Origin of the sequence: Litchfieldella xinjiangensis (genome assembly GCF_000759345.1) — a bacterium.
In the GTDB taxonomy this organism is placed as follows: Bacteria; Pseudomonadota; Gammaproteobacteria; order Pseudomonadales; family Halomonadaceae; genus Litchfieldella_A; species Litchfieldella_A xinjiangensis.
In genome coordinates this window covers 145,739-163,445 of sequence record NZ_JPZL01000004.1, presented here as the reverse complement: position 1 = coordinate 163,445, position 17,707 = coordinate 145,739, and the positions used below count along the sequence as shown (strand labels likewise).

At 54.8% G+C, this 17,707-nt stretch carries 15 protein-coding genes and 3 pseudogenes; 9 read left to right on the top strand and 9 right to left on the bottom strand.

Annotated elements, in window-relative coordinates; genetic code table 11:
• Nucleotides 1-5 precede the first annotated feature (5 nt).
• The 5 genes and pseudogenes from JH15_RS18555 to JH15_RS15515 form a co-directional block, all read right to left on the bottom strand.
• Nucleotides 6-149: pseudogene (locus JH15_RS18555) on the bottom strand (haloacid dehalogenase); the annotation flags it as partial.
• Nucleotides 112-507, bottom strand: coding sequence for an HAD family hydrolase (locus tag JH15_RS18550; RefSeq protein WP_331280882.1), 396 nt, complete (start codon nucleotides 505-507; stop codon nucleotides 112-114). The pseudogene JH15_RS18555 and the gene JH15_RS18550, both read right to left, overlap by 38 nt.
• A 42-nt stretch (nucleotides 508-549) precedes the next feature.
• Nucleotides 550-741 carry a hypothetical protein gene (locus tag JH15_RS17895; protein WP_422730572.1) on the bottom strand — a complete coding sequence of 64 codons (192 nt, stop codon included), beginning with the start codon at nucleotides 739-741 and terminating at the stop codon, nucleotides 550-552.
• A gap of 118 nt (nucleotides 742-859) precedes the next feature.
• Nucleotides 860-2,134: an O-acetylhomoserine aminocarboxypropyltransferase/cysteine synthase family protein gene (locus JH15_RS15530; protein ID WP_043532011.1), complete on the bottom strand. Its 1,275-nt coding sequence runs from the start codon at nucleotides 2,132-2,134 to the stop codon at nucleotides 860-862.
• A 1,090-nt stretch (nucleotides 2,135-3,224) separates the two neighbouring features.
• Nucleotides 3,225-3,602: a histone-like nucleoid-structuring protein, MvaT/MvaU family gene (locus JH15_RS15515; protein WP_043532006.1), complete on the bottom strand. Its 378-nt coding sequence runs from the start codon at nucleotides 3,600-3,602 to the stop codon at nucleotides 3,225-3,227.
• A gap of 1,007 nt (nucleotides 3,603-4,609) precedes the next feature.
• Between JH15_RS15515 and JH15_RS15510 the strand changes: the two genes are divergently transcribed.
• Both JH15_RS15510 and JH15_RS15505 read left to right on the top strand, forming a co-directional pair.
• Entirely contained in the window at nucleotides 4,610-4,978 is a 369-nt protein-coding gene (locus tag JH15_RS15510; RefSeq protein WP_043532004.1) for a hypothetical protein, read from the top strand.
• Between the two features lie 396 nt (nucleotides 4,979-5,374).
• Nucleotides 5,375-6,001 carry a DsbA family oxidoreductase gene (locus JH15_RS15505; protein WP_043532002.1) on the top strand — a complete coding sequence of 209 codons (627 nt, stop codon included), beginning with the start codon at nucleotides 5,375-5,377 and terminating at the stop codon, nucleotides 5,999-6,001.
• Nucleotides 6,002-6,770: 769 nt separating this feature from the next.
• Here JH15_RS15505 and JH15_RS15500 read toward each other — a convergent pair.
• Complete coding sequence (locus JH15_RS15500) at nucleotides 6,771-7,301, bottom strand: hypothetical protein (RefSeq protein WP_156105343.1); 531 nt, start codon at nucleotides 7,299-7,301, stop codon at nucleotides 6,771-6,773.
• A gap of 282 nt (nucleotides 7,302-7,583) precedes the next feature.
• Nucleotides 7,584-7,664 (bottom strand): annotated as a pseudogene (locus JH15_RS18675) (integrase core domain-containing protein); the annotation flags it as partial.
• Nucleotides 7,665-8,668: 1,004 nt separating this feature from the next.
• Between JH15_RS18675 and JH15_RS15490 the strand changes: the two are divergent.
• From JH15_RS15490 to JH15_RS15475, 4 genes are read left to right on the top strand one after another with little or no spacing between them, the layout of a single operon-like run.
• Nucleotides 8,669-9,697: a radical SAM family protein gene (locus JH15_RS15490; RefSeq protein WP_043531998.1), complete on the top strand. Its 1,029-nt coding sequence runs from the start codon at nucleotides 8,669-8,671 to the stop codon at nucleotides 9,695-9,697.
• On the top strand, nucleotides 9,694-10,542 hold the full coding sequence (locus JH15_RS15485) for a histidinol-phosphatase (protein WP_043531996.1): 849 nt from the start codon (nucleotides 9,694-9,696) through the stop codon (nucleotides 10,540-10,542). The genes JH15_RS15490 and JH15_RS15485 overlap by 4 nt, the downstream gene beginning before the upstream one ends.
• A gap of 23 nt (nucleotides 10,543-10,565) precedes the next feature.
• The gene (locus JH15_RS15480; protein WP_043531994.1) at nucleotides 10,566-11,690 is read left to right on the top strand and encodes a hypothetical protein; all 1,125 of its coding nucleotides are present in this window, start codon (nucleotides 10,566-10,568) and stop codon (nucleotides 11,688-11,690) included.
• A 20-nt stretch (nucleotides 11,691-11,710) separates the two neighbouring features.
• Entirely contained in the window at nucleotides 11,711-12,490 is a 780-nt protein-coding gene (locus JH15_RS15475) for a glycosyltransferase (RefSeq protein WP_197053339.1), read from the top strand.
• 25 nt (nucleotides 12,491-12,515) lie between these two features.
• Here the strand turns inward: JH15_RS15475 and JH15_RS15470 are convergent, their stop codons facing one another.
• Entirely contained in the window at nucleotides 12,516-14,000 is a 1,485-nt protein-coding gene (locus tag JH15_RS15470; protein WP_043531992.1) for a glycosyltransferase family 9 protein, read from the bottom strand.
• Nucleotides 14,001-14,909: 909 nt separating this feature from the next.
• On the opposite strand from JH15_RS15470, the gene JH15_RS18255 reads away from it, so the two are divergent.
• Nucleotides 14,910-15,143, top strand: coding sequence for a GNAT family protein (locus JH15_RS18255; protein WP_043532548.1), 234 nt, complete (start codon nucleotides 14,910-14,912; stop codon nucleotides 15,141-15,143).
• Nucleotides 15,144-15,171: 28 nt separating this feature from the next.
• On the opposite strand, the pseudogene tnpC reads toward JH15_RS18255, so the two are convergent.
• Nucleotides 15,172-16,655: pseudogene (gene tnpC / locus JH15_RS17885) on the bottom strand (IS66 family transposase).
• Nucleotides 16,656-16,757: 102 nt separating this feature from the next.
• Between tnpC and JH15_RS18670 the strand changes: the two are divergent.
• Both JH15_RS18670 and parS read left to right on the top strand, forming a co-directional pair.
• The gene (locus tag JH15_RS18670; protein WP_422730567.1) at nucleotides 16,758-16,991 is read left to right on the top strand and encodes an aldolase/citrate lyase family protein; all 234 of its coding nucleotides are present in this window, start codon (nucleotides 16,758-16,760) and stop codon (nucleotides 16,989-16,991) included.
• A 197-nt stretch (nucleotides 16,992-17,188) separates the two neighbouring features.
• Nucleotides 17,189-17,626, top strand: a complete 438-nt coding sequence (gene parS / locus JH15_RS15450; RefSeq protein WP_043531990.1) for a type II RES/Xre toxin-antitoxin system antitoxin — start codon at nucleotides 17,189-17,191, stop codon at nucleotides 17,624-17,626.
• Nucleotides 17,627-17,707 lie beyond the last annotated feature (81 nt).

The window sequence follows — 17,707 nt, the reverse complement described above, 5'->3', positions numbered from 1 at the left end:
TCGATAACCACGCACTCATTAGGTGCGAACCCCATCGCCTCGCCGGCCTGCCTATAAAGCGCGGGGTCGGGCTTCCAAACGCCAAGCGTGTAAGCGCTGAATAGACGGTCATCATAAAAACGGGGCGAGGCCGCTGCTCTCCATAGCACACTGAATTTTTCTTTCGGGACCGTTAGAGACGACGGCCTTCAGATACTCAGGCAAAGCCTGGAGCGCTTCTCGCATGCCGTCGACAGGGTGAAGCTCGGCGCGCATGCGTTGCTCCATGCGTTCCCGCATAGTGGCCTCCAGGATCGTGTATCGGTCGCCTAGATGAACCTCATGACGCAGGGCCAAGGCCTCGATAATCGTGAGAAAACGTACCCCACGAAATTCCTTGAGATACTGGGCTGCGGTAAAGGGCAGATCGAACTGGGGCAGAACCTCACCGAGGACGTCAGCAAGCAGTATTTCGCTGTCGACCAGGGTGCCGTCTGAATCGAAAAGCAGGCAGGGAAGGCGAGCCATGCAACACTCCAGGATGCGATTTCAGTAAGTTGAAGAGATGAGTTATCGGTCGTCAGGCGTTGTCGAGCTTAGCTCGTGTCTGACCCCCAGCGAGATCGCAAGGGTCTGGGCAAGGCATAGCGACGCCGTTAGCCCTCGGAAACTTTTCACTTCGGCTTCTTGTATGACGAAGCAAACGTCCGCCAACTGGGCGAGCGGACTCACGTTCGAATCGGTGATCACGACCAGAGGAATGTGGCGTTTACAGGCCGCGGCAGTGGATAAGTCTTGCCCTGTGCAATCGGAACGGCCGATACATCAGCCTAACGAGAGAGACCCCGCCCATACGGGCGGGAGCAATCAGTCGGTTAGCTCATCGCTGTGAGGCAGTAATCGCCTGGTCCAGATCAGCGATTAAGTCATCAACGTGCTCAACGCCAATAGAGAGCCGGACCATGTCCGGTGTGACACCCGCAGCCACGAGTTCCTCGTCGTTGAGCTGCCGGTGAGTCGTCGCGGCTGGAATTGCCGAGCAGCTCTTGGCATCCCCAATGTTAACCAGACGCAGGATTAGCTGAAGCGCATCATAGAATCGAATGCCTGCTTCACGACCGCCTTGTATGCCAAAGCTTAGGATGCCCGAGGCCCGCCCATCCATATAGCGCTTGGCAAGCGCATGATCCCTATGGCTTTCGAGGCCAGCGTACTGAACCCAGGTAACCAGGGGGTGACGCTCCAGATACTTGGCTACCTGGAGCGTATTATCGCAGGTGCGCTCAATGCGCAGGGCCAGCGTCTCCAGACCTTGTAGCAGGTTCCATGCAGCTTGAGCAGAGAGGGCGGCTCCTGTATTACGCAACGGCACGACACGCGCTCTGGCTATAAATGCAGCTTCACCTAGTTCCTGTGTGTAGCTGATGCCGTGATAGGAGGGGTCGGGCTCGTTGAGCAAGGCGAAACGCTCCCAATGTTCGGCCCAGGGGAATCTTCCCGAGTCGACGATAACGCCGCCTACCGTGGTGCCATGCCCCCCGATGTACTTGGTCGCAGAATGAACGACGATATCTGCGCCATGCTCGATGGGACGCCATAAAAAGGGAGTCGCGACGGTATTATCGACTATTAGTGGAACCCCATGCCGGTGGGCCACCTCAGCCAAGCGGGCGATATCGACGATACTGCCGGAGGGGTTGCCGATGCTTTCACAGAAAACCGCCTTGGTACGCGAATCTATCATGGCCTCAATGCCATTGATGTCATCGTTATTGGCGAAACGTACCTGAATGCCTTGGCGTGGCAGTGTATGTGCGAAGAGGTTGTATGTTCCCCCGTAAAGCTCGCTGATCGAGACGATGTTATCGCCAGCTTCGGCGATGGTCTGGATAGCGTAGGTGATCGCTGCCATACCCGAGGCTACTGCCAGTCCCGCAATGCCCCCTTCCAGCGCTGCGACCCGTTGCTCCAGAACGGCGCAGGTCGGGTTCATGATCCGCGAGTAGATGTTACCTTCTACCTTGAGGTCGAACAGATCCGCGGCATGCTGAGCGTCATCGAAAGAGAAGGAGGTGCTCTGATGGATGGGCACTGCAACAGCATGCTGGTTATCAGGTGCATAGCCGTGATGAAGGGCAATCGTTTCAGGCCTCATGATTTATCCTTTTTGTGTAACTGCGGGTGGTCTATGTACGGTAACAGTTTAAGAGCAGCGACCATTACTGATTATCTTGAATGGCGCCATGAGAGGGCATGTACTGCCAGGCTGCCACCATACTGTAAAACGTACGATTAGCTTAACTCCTCACCAATCCACATAGCCAGGCTCTGCCATCGGTAGGCACCATGCTGCCGGAGCCAGCCGACGTTCATCAGATGCTGTACTACACACTGCTTTGCTTCGGACATCCCCATTTCCTGAGTCGAGCCCCTGAGCGCCGCGTTGCCGAGCATCCCTGTCAACAGCGTCTTAAGCCAGGTATTCTCAGTCCCCGGCTCGCGTAGGCGCTTGCCTATGAGACTTCCATACAGCTGCGCTTGGCCTTCTAGTGAAAATTGTCTCTCGGGCACGCCGTGCTGCCCAGGCAACTCAGAGTCAATAGGCCGCGCCGTTGCTATATTAAAAAGAAATCCTCGTAAGTTCATGACTTTATTGAATTAGTATGAATTATGTCATTGGCTTGAATTATCAAGCTGAAAACATAATTCTAGGTAAACTTAGGCCGAGCAGCGCGAAAAATGGCCTGGCGGTAAAGTAGAGTCCGCTGGGCCGGCACTTGGTAAGGTAACCGCGTTGAGCTCTTCACGAACAGGTGACAGCGTTAGTGTTGGATCTACCCTGGAAGCGTTTCGGCAGCGGCGATGCGGTCTGTAAGACTAGACGTGTCGGGACAGACGAGGTTTGAAGCTCTCGGCTCGCAATTCTTCATTTGCCGCTCCTACTACCATATGGAGCCTTGCGTAGCAGAAGCTTGAATCTGAGTAGCAGATGACGATGGTCTATATTGCATGGGCCTGCTCGGCGTTTGGCTCGCTCAGCGAACCGCAGGCATCAACGGGCTATCTGACATTTCACCCAGAAAACGGTCCCTCACCAAGATAGCCAACGAGATCAGAGTATAGATCGCGGAGTTGCGAGAGAGTGTAATAATACCGTTACCTAGCCTGGAAAAGTACAGCGCTCCTAACCACGAGAAAAAAGACCACACTAGCTGCAGCATGGCCTTTCCTATCCATCAAGCAATTTAGCTTTCTTCGCGTACTAGCCAGCTTTCGACTGTTTCTTGGCCATGCTCGTCCTTCCAGGCCTTGAGAGTCTTCTGGTTCCCACCGCGAGTTTCTACAACCTCACCCGTTTTTGGGTTTTTATAGATCTTCAGCTTGCGCTTGCGACGACTTCCAGTCGAAGCGGATTCTGCATTGTTCGCAGCGCTTCGGTTTGGCTTGAGCAAGCCCAAAACATCGTTGGCAGTCTTGTCGAATTCTTCCATTAGCTCGGCAAGCCTGTCGTTGAACTCCATTTCCCGCTTCAGACGGTCATCGTTCTCGAGCCGCTCAATCTTGGCCTGAATGCGCTCGCGCTCTTTTGTGAGCGAATCATGTTGTTGGAGCAAAGAGCTCATGGTGTGACTCCATACGGTTGAATTTGGCAGCTTACGATAACTAAGGACCACACTATAGCTGTAGCACTAGTGTTAATAAAGGATTGTTCACGGAAGGCTACAAAAACTGATTAGAACACGAGTTTCAAGAGGGCAGGGTATCCAGCCAGAATGCTACCCTGGGAATCAGAGCAAGCAACGGAACAGGAATCGGCATAGACACTGTTTCTCCTTCCGGGGTAAAGGCCCTGTGTGCCGCCGAAGCGCGTCGTACGGTCCTATTGAGGATCAGATAATAACTATCCTCACCGATTGGTAGGGAGAACCTGTGACGAAGGAAGCTGCAAGCCTAGTCAATAGATTTAGTTGGCAGCTTGGTTGTAGAACGGTATGACCACTACGGCACGGTCAAACATAGTAACTGATCATCTTTTCCATCGTCCTAAGACTCGCTCCTCGACGCGGCCCAGCTTGCTCTACTTCAAAGAAGCAACAGAACACCATGTATGATAGGATTGTACTGGTCGCGATTGCCGCATGGGCACTCCTGAAACATCCAACACGGCTAGCAGCCAAGGAGCCGCAGAGGTTTTGTTTCTACACTTTTGGAGAAAATCGAGCTCATCGCGGCATACCGCACGGGGGTCTAGCGAGGCCAAAAAGCTAGCTATTCACGAGGGGGCGATAGCGAGCTATTCGTAGGGTTGCTAGAGACAATTGATAGAGAATCAGGGTCGCAACCACAAGCTTAACGCGGTGTTACACAGTGCCTTGCAAGAATCTTTGATCTCGAAGATGTTTCACAAAGTAGTAATTGTATTCGAAGGATAAAGATATGGTACGCGGCTGGCCACGTTGATCACAGCCATGCCAGGCCAGAAGATCAGATCTGTTTGATACGTCTGCCTTGCATCCGCTATTAGGGCTGGCTTAGTGGGGATTCTCGCTAGACCTTGAAAATCGCAGTATTCGAACCCAAATATTCCCTTTGCGTAAGCACCATTTTTAGCCCTTAGGAGGTTACTTGAGTGAGTTACGATACCCACGCTTTTGAAGAAGCCCTGTTAACATCGCGAGACGAGTTCATCGAGCGGCAGCATAGAGCAGTTGAGCAAGCGCAGGAGCAGTTCGGCAAGCGCAGTGTCGCAGAGAGGAAGACCAAGCGACCAGTAGCCAACCATAAAGCCCGCCCCAAGCACCAAGCGAAGCCACAGAGCTATAAGATTGGCTATATAATCAAGCTGGCAGTCCGCAAAAAGCGGATCGCGCTGGATGACATTTTCGAGTACCAATCGAGCAAGATCTCGAAATTCGAGGCAATGCTCGACGCAGAAAGGGCGGCACGGGATGCTGGGTACCCGATCATTGGACACGTGCATTCAGTCGAAAAATTGTAGCTTCAGCTGCTATAGGGGGGGCTCCGGCCTATATACCGGGACGAGTTGTTCAGGTATGGATGGGCCCTCTCGTGTACTGCAGGGAAATGACATGAGCTAGACAGTTTTACTCAGCCTAAAGGCAAGCCAAGATCCCCCTGTGGTTTACCTAGCATCATCCACCCATCATACCTAAACCGGTTGGATGCCACATCACGCTAAGCCCTGGTTATCATGGGCATGCCTTTTATTGTCGAGCCGAAGAGAGATATTCATCGCTGATGTCGCGCGCCTGCAACCGATGGCATACCCTAAGTAGCAAGAGCAGTAAAAATCAGAGCGGCAGAGGCTGGCCGGCTGGTGAGACTACGGGGTTAAGCTCGGATGAGTCAAAGCCGCTATAGATAAGGGGGGAATGTGAGCGTTGAGGTAAAAGTCTGGTCGGATTTTGTTTGTCCATTTTGCATGATCGCGGAAAGCCCGCTTCTAGAAGCCATTCGCGAGTCGGGGCTGGAGGTGGATGTCGATTGGCTGCCCTTCGAACTCCGACCCTACCCGACGCCGACGTTACGGCCAGAAGACCCCTACTTACAGGCGGTCTGGCCTAGGTCGGTCTACCCCTTGGCGGATCACTACGGCGTAAAGATCAAGCTTCCCTCCGTATCACCCCAGCCCCGCACGGATCTAGCTTGGGAGGGCTACCAGTTCGCCCGTGATCACGACCTGGGGAACGAGTACAACGATCGTGTGCTCAGGGCATTCTTTCAGGAAGAGCAGGATATCGGTGATATCGCGATTCTGACGAACCTGGCCGAGGAGCTTGGTCTTCATACGAGTAGGTTCCGGCAAGCGCTTGAACAGCGAAGTTACCGCAATCGCCACGAGAGGGAACTTAAGGCCGCATCGGATGAGAAGGTCGATTCGGTGCCGACGATAGTCATTGGCCAACAGCGATTCGCTGGGGTGCAATCCAAGGAGGTGCTGCTCAAGGCGCTGCTTGATGAAGCACGTAAAAAGGACATGGACGATGCCAAAGCCCATTAAAGTCTATTACGTCGGATTTTATTTGTCCGTGGTATTATCTGGGCGTAGCCCGTCTGCAGAAGGCGGTGCAGCAGTAGCTCCGTATGAAACACGAGGTTGAGCTTGAATGGCTGCCTTACGAGCTCAATCCCGATGCCCACGCAAGGCATGGATCGCAAGGCCTATCGCCTTCGAAATTTGGTTGGGAGCGCTTGTTGCGCATGGATACGCAATTGGCTGCGCTAGGAGTGCATAAGGGACTTAACTTCGATTTTCCAGCTATCAGCCGGTCAGCGAATACCCGGCCAGCTCCATCGTGTTATTTATTGTCGTGCAGGGCATAAAGGGATATCGCCTTAACTTGGCTGTATTTACTAAAGGCCCTACCCATTATGCTTGGCTGTTAGAGCAGGTACCGGAAGAGGGGGTGGCCACGGTATTTCGTCATCGTAGCGTGACGAATGTCAGACGCTTCTGATGCCAATGTTCATGGCATTAATTGGGTACTGAAGACGTCCTACAAGGTGGGGTTAATGGCGCTTTGAACTTGGACGGCCACGGTAAGTCTTTTACTACCCATTGCTTTCCATCCCTGTGCAACGACCTATGGTGTGAAGCGAGGGGGCCTGCGTTCGTTCGTGTTGGGCGACTAAATCGCCCAACTATCGAAGGAGGGGATAAGTTTCCGGGGCCAACGCTCAATGGCATGAGCGTATAGAAGCAAGCTAAACACGGTGCCTGCTCAGCGTTTCTATGGATGGGGGATAGCTTCTGTCTTGGGGGTGGTGGATCAATACCCCTCCGCTTCTATCAAAATGGCGCTAATAATGGCTTCTCGGCATTCTGATAAGCACGAGTTATTTGACCCAAGTTCAAATTCTCCATCTGTTTTTAAATAGTAGGGTCCATCCATATCACGCATGGCCAGTCTTGCCTGGTTACAGGCTCTCTCGTGAGCCTTATCGTCTTCTGTAAGGCTATTGTAGTCTCTGTAATTGGCTGCATACGAAAGAAGTTCCTCTGCGCTTACTGAGGAATCCAGGTAGGCAATCAGCGCTCCAGTCTCACTCCATCCAGAATAGTCCACCCTTCCCATAGGGTTATCGAAATACAAGCGCCATCCCTTGATACTGCTAGGCTCGTAGGAACCAATGCCAATCTCGCCGAAATCGTTGGAGTGGCTAAGAAAAAGGGCATCGTCCTGCTGTACCTTAGCCAATTCCTTCTCCAACTTCTTCGCCAGGTCGTCAATCCAGGGGGCTGCTGCTTCTGGGTCTTTCAAAAAAATTTCAGGTAGGGATAACATAGTTTCCATAGTCATAATTCATGCCTGTTTAGGGTGCGCGAGATCGTTTACGCAGCAGTGTAGCCTGCCGTGTTGACTTGCTATATTATTCGCAGGAGAGACTTTGGCAACCGTTATTGTTCAAGTATATTGTATTTAATTGTACTATTGTCGGTTCTCGACAGAGAAGTGAGTTCTCTGTCTGAAACAGACAATGAAAGCATACTTGGTTAGTGTTTTACAGGCAGAGTTAAATTCGGTGTCGTTAGATGAAGTGACCTTCCCTCTGGTTTAGGACCGCAATCAGAAACCTCTGCTTCATGCGCACTGCCCGGCATAAGCCACGGGTGGCAAGTAGCCCAGCGAGCTGTGCGGTCTGACATGGTTGTAGTAGGTTCTTCATTGTGCGATTTCGTGTCGTGTATCCGCCAGGCTCAAGAACCACTGCTGATTAAGACACCCGCCTCGGAACTTGCCGTGAAGCGCTCGATGAACGCATTCTGCGTCGGCTTACCCGGCTGGATGCCAGCTCACCTTGTGCTCACGCATCCAGAAGAACATGGCCTTGCTGGTCAGCTCCGGCCCGATATCGCAAACAATCGAGGCTGGCTGTGAGCGCTGCTGCGCGATCTCATCCAAGATCCGGGACGACGGCCAGAAATGAAAGTATCCACCAATTGCCCGACACACTCTCCGCTGAAGGTGTCCATGAGGTTCAGCACGCGAAACCGACGGCCCGAGGCCAGTTGGCCCTACACGAAGTCCATCGACCAGCGCAGGTTGGGGCGGTCCGGCAATGCCATCAGAACCTTGGTCCGATCAACCGCTTGCGCCGTCGGGTCCAAACTTGAAGACCCTACTCGCAATACAGTCGGTAGGTGCACTTGCGATTGATCACCAAGCCCTCCTGTCCTAACAGTGCGTGCAGCAGCAAGTAGCCGTAGCGAGGATAGCAGATCGCCAAGGCTCGCAGGCGTGACCGAAGCGGCAGCATCGTCACGCGGCAAGTCTCGGTATCGAGCCATAGAATCTGGCCAGGCCCCTGAAACCGGCGTGCGGTGGAGCACCTCCTTGGCTGAGCCAGCCGTCTGTCACGAGGTTCTTCACCTCACGCCGCTTCGCTTCAGGCGTCATCACTTTTCCGACGCGCTCTCCTTGAGCGCGGCACTGTCCAAGGCCCTTTCCGCCAGCAACTTCATGAACTGGGCGTCTCGATCACCAGCCGCGCACATGCTTTACCTCAGAAACCTCCGTGCCACTGCACTTGTCCTTTTAGCGGACATTAAAGTATTAGCATTCCTTGCCGATATCCTCTTCTTACATGATGCGTAATTTTTACGTGGTGTTAGTGGTTAAATACTATCGCTTCTAAAGCGGCGATAAACTATGAAGAGACGCTGAGAATGGAACTTCAGGGGCATCTGCTCTACATTGACATTACCCAGATCTGCGGTGTTGGTTGCACATTCTGTATGTATGCAGACAAGCATAAAACAGGTGTGAGCATGAAGCTGTCAACGCTCGCGCGGGATAATCTGGCCGCCCTAATCAATGCACCTGACGTGAAGCGGATCTCGATCAGTGGGGAAGGCGAGCCGCTCAATAACGCTAAAGTTTTTCACGAGATTCTAGGGCTCTCTAATGGTGGAAAGAGCTTCGAATTTATTACTAGCGGTTTTTTCCCCCACGACAAGATGGCTGAGTTCTACGAAACAACGAACCAGATCGTGCTGGACAATAACGACATTTGCAATATCCGCCTGAGTGCGGACAGCCACCACATCGAGCAAGTGAAGTGGCGTGCTCACGGCTTCAGCCTGAATTATCTAAAGGAATTCCGCCCAGCCGGGCTGAGCTTTTCGTTCCGCTCAATCGATACAGACCGGGAGTTCACGCGCAATTACCTAGTATCCGAGCTGGCTCGTTGGGGGATCCTCGCGGTCATCGAGCCGCGGAGCACCCTTGAAGATATATTAATCATTGGTGAAGAAAGCTATGGTGTCGATTACAAGAACCTCGTGCACCCTGCTCCAAGTACGCCGAGGGGGTACTTGAATCTTTATGATTATATCAAGGCCACCGAGTACAAGGTCAATAAACGCTTCACCTTCGGCAGCCTGAACCAGGCGCCGCTAGCTAATGGAATGGATTTAACAGTAAAGCCCAACGGGGACGTCTACTTGTACGGGATTGAGAACCAGCGTTTGGGTAACATTCATTTCGATTCCGTTCGTTGGGAACATCTAGCCTCCCATGTGAGGGAAACTCCATTGGTGAGAGCGCTTTACACGCAGCCGCTAACCGAGCTACTGGATCGGCTCGACAACGTGGAGCTAGTACAATCTATCGTGGCGAAGGCAAACAATCCTTATTGGCTCGTTAAAGAACTTTCGATACACGACGGTCTGCTTGAGCAATTGGTGCCTGCATGATTGATTCTCATAGCCATACTTTCTATTCGAAACATGCAACCGGCACTGTCGACGAGCTCGTTCGTGCTTCGGTCGCAGCGGGCGTGAAGGTCCTAACCATCACCGACCACGCGCCTTTCCCTGTGGACTCGGATAACCGCCTTCTGGAGTCTGAGCTTGACCATTACTTCGCCGACATCGAGCGAGCGCAGCAGATATATCAAGGGCAGATCAAGATACTGCGTGGCCTGGAGTTCGACTACATGCCGGGTTCCGACGCCTATAATCGTGACCTTCTGGCTCGCTACGAGTTGGACTTCGCCATCGGCTCTATTCACTACGTCGAGGTGCCAGGCAATAGGTTGGTAAAAGTATGGGAGCTACCACGCCTGGCCGGTCATGCGTTCCTTGATCTTTACTTCGCGCATCTAGAGGCACTGCTGGAAAGTGGTTTGTTCGATGCCGTGGGACACGCAGACACCTTGCTGCGTGGTGTTCCCGAAGAAATCGTCTTGCGTCGCCTTGAGCCGTTACTGCCGCTCTTCGTCCGCAACGGCATCGCTTATGAGCTGAATGCCTCGGGCCTTCGTAAATCGAGCCTAGATCCTAAGTCAGGGCGAGAGATACATGGGGTGTGGTCCTATCCGTCTCGCACACTGTTGCCGCAACTGATGGCACACAATGTAGCTTTCACCGTTGGCTCCGATGCTCACGCCCCTTGCGATGCTGGTGCGGGAATTGTGGATCTGCTCAATGCTCTGCAACCGCTCGGCTTGCAGAGCATCAGCTACTTTGAACGCCGTCGGAGAATAGATGTGCCCTTGGACAGTCCGAACGCTCCGGCTGCAGTTAAAAGTAATCAGTAAGTTATTCTACAGTGAACATCGCAATGTCTGACAACCTGCTCCCGCTCCACTGGAGCGAAACCGTAAAAGCACCGGCCAATGTCCAGTTGGCGGGGTACCACCAGGCACTGGCGCAGCCCCGTCCCGAGGATGTGAAGCTGGGTTTACGCGCATTCGCCGCCGATCTGCTCGCGCGCAACCTGATCAGCATGCCCGAGTACGTCTCTGTTTTCGGTGGGAGCGCCTTGAACTGCCTATCGCTGGATGATTCGGGCTCGTTCCGTAACATGGACAGCGACACCGACGCCTCGCCCTTGGTCGCGATCTATAGCCGCGCCAAATATGGGAGCATGCGGGATATCCGGTATTTGGCATGGTTAGTGATCGAGCACATCTGCGAGCAACTGGATGCGCCTGAATCGCGTTGGTCGCGCCTGTTCCGCACTGCCAAGGCCTGTGGTGACAATGTAGTAATGATGACTACCGGCTGGCGCAACGTGCCATCCACGGCGAATGTCCTCTATGACATCGTGGTCGAGGAGGTCAATCTCAAGCTTGCGCACATGGATTTGCCTACGATTATTAATGTCAAATTGCCGCGGATCGCGCCGCCATGCGAGAACTACGCCAGCCTGAGCACCGAGGAGCGTGAGCGCGTCAACCTGATTCAGGATCATGTCATCCCTGCTGAGAACTTCTACCGTTGGAGCGGGGTACATGTAATCTTTGGTGACGATGTGCTGGTGACCGGGTCTACCGCTGACAAGGTGCTGTACGAGTCCATGCTCAACGGCGCCAAGTCGTTTCAGGCAATCTATCCGGTGGCGATCGATCCGAGGGTAGCGCTTGTTGATGCTACAGTTGAGGAGCGCCTAAATATGATGGTGATCAAGAACCGGCTCGATGATGCTCTGGCCGCACTGTTGTCCGAGCCGGATTACCGGCCGATCCTGCGCACGCTGCGTCTTGTATTTTCCGAAGTCAATAGAAAGGCGTTCGCAGCGTTCCTGCCTCAGGTGCCCGTTCAGAACTGGCTGAGCCTGTACAAGTCCGCATTGAGCAACGATTTCCTGAGGCAGGCGGAATGTGCGCCGTCGCTGGCAATCCTCAGAAGGTACCTCTCCGACGCCGGCCTATTAACCCCTGGTGGCATGGCGGTCCGGTGTTGAACGGCTGCACAGGCAGGCAAGTGCGCTATGTGAGCTTTTGGGAAACGGCTCCGGGGCAGACGATGCCACCTTATATTGCATTGGCTATTGTTTCGATCTATAGAGCTCTAGGCGACGATTTTCTTCTGCTGACGCCTCGAACAGTCCCGGAATTCATCGATTCGAATATATTGTGTAGGGGATGGGGGTTCGAACCCCTAGCCTTCACGCTGGCAGAAGGCATCGAGGCGATCATTGCCAAAAGTGACTTCATTCGCATGGCCTTTGTCCACCGGCATGGCGGTGTCTGGGTAGACGCTGATACTGTTTTCTTTCGTGATCCGACTAGCATACTTTTCCCAACTGGACTCAGTAACAAGCTGCACTGGTATAGCGAATGTCTATTCGCTTCGAGGGCGGGTAACCCCTTGCTTGCCGAGGCTCTGGCCGCCGGGCTAGCTGGTGGTACGCACTCTTGGGGCAATCCAGGAGGAATCAAGGACATCGTGACCCGAAGGGCCAGAGAAGTGGTGCCGATCCCGCCAGCAATCGTCGACCCCGGCTACCGTCCACTCTATAACTTCAGCAGTTGTGATGTGATGCGTCGGTTGGATTTAAAGCCCGCCGATTTTCTGGTAGATGATGCGGCCATGATCAAGCTTTATAATACGTACTTTACCCGCACGGCCAATCGTGTCGAATCGGTTGCAGAGTATCTTGCCGAAGGTACCTTGCTGGCCAAGCTGTTCCTACACATCGAGCCTGACCCCACTTACTGGCTTGATGAGACCGACCGACTAATCGAATGGTGTAGGCAATGATGACCAAAGCGGGTTTCGGTAGGACTTAACTCTCAGTAGGCGCCACTGCGCTTGCATGGAGGTGAACACGGCAGCTTGCTACGTCGGCTAGATCCAGAGGCTCAGCAATCACCTCATGGATGGTTGGGGTACGCCTATGAGGGGAGGCATGGGCGATATACAGCCATGCGGGCACTATTTGTTCCTTGTGGTCGAGCTCCAACCCAATCCGCACCAGATCGAAAACCTCGTTTGTCCGGCCACTCGGTGTCCAAGCGAGCGGAGCGGTTCGGTGATCAGGATTGGTGACGATCAGGGGACGGGCAAGTTCCAGATTTATCGTTCCGGGATGACAACCTTTAATTTCGGGAAAGACCGTGCTGATGAGGGGGAGCTGACGGGCCAGAGTCTCGGAGGCCACCCCCAAGCCTGGAACGATTCGCGCTTGAAGCGAAAGCAATTGGTCATGGTCGGAATTGGGCGCCAACAGCTTGTCCAGGCCAGCAATAACCTCCTCGACTTTAAAAGAGTTCATGTCCTTCTGTCCTGTACGGTGATAATGGTGTATGTCTTGGTGACTGTAGACTACCAAGGTTCTTGCCGAGGCCGGTGGCAGCCACGGATTGTGTTCAGTCCCCATGTCCGGGTAGATGGCGACCAGCCTAGTTTCTAAACCGACCGCCATGTGCACTATGGCGGTATCGACACTGACCACTACCTGCGCATGGCTTATGTACCCCGCAGCGTCCCCTGGCGTGGCTAAGTCTTGAAGGGCACGGACATTCTCACGGGTGACTTCAGCTTCCAGGTGGTTCGCATCCGTTCGGGAACTGGGGCTGCAGAGGATCCCAACCGACTTGTCTGGATAGGCGTCGGCCACGGCGCGCAACAACAACACCGCTTTGGTAAAGGCTAGGCTCTTGTCGGGACGGCTCGCATAGGGATTTACCAGTATTTGCGGGATATCGGAGGCGCCATAAATCCGGGGCGGGTGGGGGACAATGTACTTGCGCTCGACTTCGCTTGCGCCCAGGTCCATGAGCACTCGCTCGAAGCGTTCGGGAAAGCTGAGGGCAGCCGTTGTGGCGCCGAACTTGCGGTTGACACACCGCAAGCCGTCATCGAAAGAATAGACCCGTGCCGGTCTCAGCAAACGTAGAAATAGGATCTCTACTGGCTGAATCCTGCCGACTAGATGGACCACGACATCCACACGGCCAAGTTGTCGCGCGACCTTAAAGAGCTGTGCGGTACCAGGATTCGCATCAGTGACGATGACCCGGTCCACTCCGAAGCTCTGTGCATGTAGTGGCGCAAGCTCCGCCACCGTCAACACGGTCACCATCGCATTCAGCTTGCGCGCCTCTCGAAAGAAGAAGGACGAAACTATCGCATCACCCAGCTTGGCGTCCCACCTAGGAACCACGATGTGCAAGGGGCCGTGCGAAGCTAACGATACCGGGCGCCTATCCGCTAGGCAGCGAATCAAAAAGCGCGCGATGGCCTTACGGGTCTTCTGCGGGATCAACATACGGTTCTGTAGTACCTGACGTCACAGGCCGTGATATTAGTGATGGTCGCCCGTTAGCTGCAAGCATCGCTCTGGATGCTTCCGGAGCCAAAGTCTGATATGAGTCGCTACCGCGAATAGTCGCCTTGGTGCCCAGTGTCTGGCAATTTGGCCAGGGTGGGATACTGAACCGTACCGCCCCGAAACACTGTAGATTTGAGCGCCTCCTTGGTAGGCGCGTTGAGGACTGGGCGATACGCAGGCCAGAAACATCCGGTCTGATGGCTGTGATGGCACCACCCTATAGCCCGTAGGGATGGAAAGTGGCGCGATCTCTTTAACTAAAATTTGTTCAGACTTACTGCGAGTTTAGTTAAACACCCTGAGATCGCTTGAAGACATCTCACTACGCTGCAGATTGGTGAGCAGGACGTCACTGTCTGTTGGATCAAACTCGCTGCAGCACATCAGTGTGGATGACCGGCAATGTATTACTGTAGGTCTGGATCAGCGTCCTGACATGACGGTGACCAATTAGATGTGCCAGGTGGCCATAGAGGGCCCCGCGCTGGATGCTATGCTCACCTTCCGCGCTACACAAATAACAAAGAAGAGCCGCTAATGGAGCGTCCCCGAACATCCAGTGATGGCGGTGTGCCAGCTTGTCTCGAAATGTCGAATATACTGCTGCGTGTATTCGCAGCTGTAACCACGACGCTGCCGCATGGCGGAGTGCATGGCAATCTATCGCCGTCCCCCAGCGTTCTCGCAGCCAGCCGACTAGCGGGTCGATCAGGCCCTCGCGAGTGTAGCCCCTTGCGCTGAAGAGTGGCCCGAGCAGGGCGACTTCCCGAAGCGAGGTGCTAGGCGCTGTCGCTCGCCGGGTATCCCACCATAGGTGCTGGCCAATGGAAAGCAGGAAACGACGCTTTGATTCGATGTGCTACCGCACAGGATATTGATCGCATTATCGATATATGGCTGCGTGGCTCTCAGCGCGCGCATAGCTTCATCCCTTATCGCTTTTGGCTCAGCTGTGTCGAGGCCATGAAAACGGTGTATCTGCCCGGCGCTGAAACCTACGTCATCACTGATAAGAACGATGTCTGTGGTTTCGTCTCATTGGTAGATGAGTATCTTGCCGCGATGTTCGTTCATCCGTAAGCGCCCGGCCATCACCCTTTGCTAGTGATCAGTCGAGCGGTTTCCAGTGCTGAGGTAGGAGTTCTTGGATCTGGCTGGCCTTCTGCGTCGGCAGCCGAGCCAGCACGTCTTTCAGGTAGGCATGCGGCTCATGACCGTTTAGCTTGGCAGATTGGATCAGGCTCATGATGTTGGCGGCGCGCTGGCCGCTGCGCAGTGAGCCGGCAAACAGCCAGTTCGAGCGGCCCAGCGCCCAGGGGCGAATCAGGTTCTCGACCCGGTTGTTGTCGATCGGCAACTCGCCATCGTCGAGGTAGCGTGTCAGTGCCGTCTAACGCTTCAGGCTGTAGTCCAACGCTTTCGCCGTTGCTGAGCCGTTGGGCACCCTCTCGCGGTGAGCCAGCATCCATCGGTACAGCGTGTCAGCGATAGGCCTCGCTCGGGTGTCACGTCGCTGTTGGCGTTCTTCCGCGCTCAGCGGCTGCGCCTCGCGCTCTATATGGTAGAGCTGGCCGATCAGATCGATGGCCTGCTCGGCAGTCTGGCTCTTCCCGGCCACGTGCAGGTCGACGAACTTGCGTCGCGCATGGGCCATGCAGCCAATCTCGGTGACGCCGTTGGCAAAGCTCTGCTTGTAGCCGCCGTAATCGTCGCAGACTAGCTTGCCCTTCCACTTGCCGAGGAAGTCACGCGCATGTTGGCCGCCGCGGCCAGGCGCGAAGTCATAGATCGCCGCCTTTAATCCGGCGTAGGGCGTAGAGGCATAGGCCCAGAGGTAGGCCTTATGGGTCTTCTTCTTGCCCGGGGCTAGCATAGGCACTGGCGTTTCGTCGGCATGCAGTATCGGTTCGGTGAGCAGGGTGTCACGCAGGGCATCGACCAGTGGCTGCAGTCGCACCCCGCAGATGCCGATCCACTCCGCCAGGGTGGGGCGCGGGATCTCCACGCCGGCGCGGGCAAAGATCTGGGCCTGGCGGTTGAGCGGCTGATGGCCGGCATACTTGGCGGTCATCACCTGGGTCAGCAATCCCGAGGTGGGGATGCCCTTGTCGATCACCTGGGCCGGCATCGGTGCCTGCGTCATCGTCTCGCACACGTCACAGACCCACATGCCGCGGATATGCCGCTCGACGGTAAACACACCTGGCGTGTAATCGAGCTTCTCGCTGATCTCTTCTCCGATGCGGCGCCGCTGGCAGCCGCATGCGCAGTGCTCGCTGTCGGGTTCGTGTCGGATCTCGACGCGTGGCAGGTCGTCGGGCAAAGGCTGACATTTGGGCTTTTGCTTGGCGGCGGGCAGCGTCGCCGAGGGTGTGAGTGCTTCCAGCTCGGCCTCGATGGCAGCGATATCGGCATCCACCACCTCGTCCAGCAAGCTGATCTGCAGGACGTTGAGCTGTTCACTGCGCTTTCCGAAGGCGTGGCGTTTGAGCAGCGCAGTTCATAGGTCAGCTTTTGGTTGACCTGCTCGGTGTGGCGTAGCGTTTCTTGGCTCTGGGCCAGCGCCCGATACTTTTCCTCCACCTGCGCCATCAACGTTGCCGCCAGGTGGCGGAGCTGATCGGGAGAAAGTTGAGACAGATTGGTTTGATTCGGGCCACGCGCTGAGGCACCGTCGAGGATTACCTGGGCCAGGTGCACCGTGAGCTGTGCTTGATCGTGCAGATAGAGTCATGGTCCGCGCTGGATAATATCGAGGCAATCGCTGCCGTAGAGGGCGTTGATGCGCTATTCATTGGGCCTTACGGCTTGCCCGATGTACTCGGGCATCCCGTCAACCCGGCTCACCCGGATGGTCCGGGCCAGCATCGATACGGTTATCCAGCAGGTCAAGGCAACGGGCAAGGCGGTGGGAATCCTCGCCACTGATGCCGCCGACGCTCGCTACGATGCGTCGTTGTGTTTCGACTTCATCGCCGCGGGTATCGACATCATGCTGCTGCACAAAGCCGCACGTGAGACGCTTGAACGTGTGAAATGGAAAGTCAATTGTAGGGCTTGGCAAACGATGCCTACCACCGAGGTGAGCTAAACTATAGGAAACTAGCATCTGGGGCGAGCCTACGATGATGCAAGACTCTGAAGGCCCACTACGTCTACTATTTGGTCACTTGTCTCAACGTTACCTCAGCGAGTGGGAGATTCATGCGCTACTTGAGAAAGGTCTGCCCGCCGATGTGTTGCGCCAACTGAGACAATTGGACATGTTTCGAGATCAGGCGCGGCTGGCCAGGATTCTTGGTATGACGCACAGTACGCTGCAACAGCATATTCGTAATGCTGAGCCGTTATCGACGGCTCAAAGCGGCTGTGCATGGCAGTTTGCCCAGCTACTGGCCCATGCGGAATCTGTCTTCGGTGATCGTACGTCGGCCGAGCGCTGGTTGGTTACCCCGGCATTAGGGTTGAATGGACAGGCTCCTGTCGATTGCTTGACGACTCCGGTGGGGGTTGGGATGGTTGGCGAGCTTCTGACGCGTATCGATTACTGCGTTTATACATGAGCGATTGCGCAACTTGCGGTGATATTCCCCGACAAGGGGGGGCCGTAGGCTGCTCTGGCGATGCATCTCTCTGAACTCGTG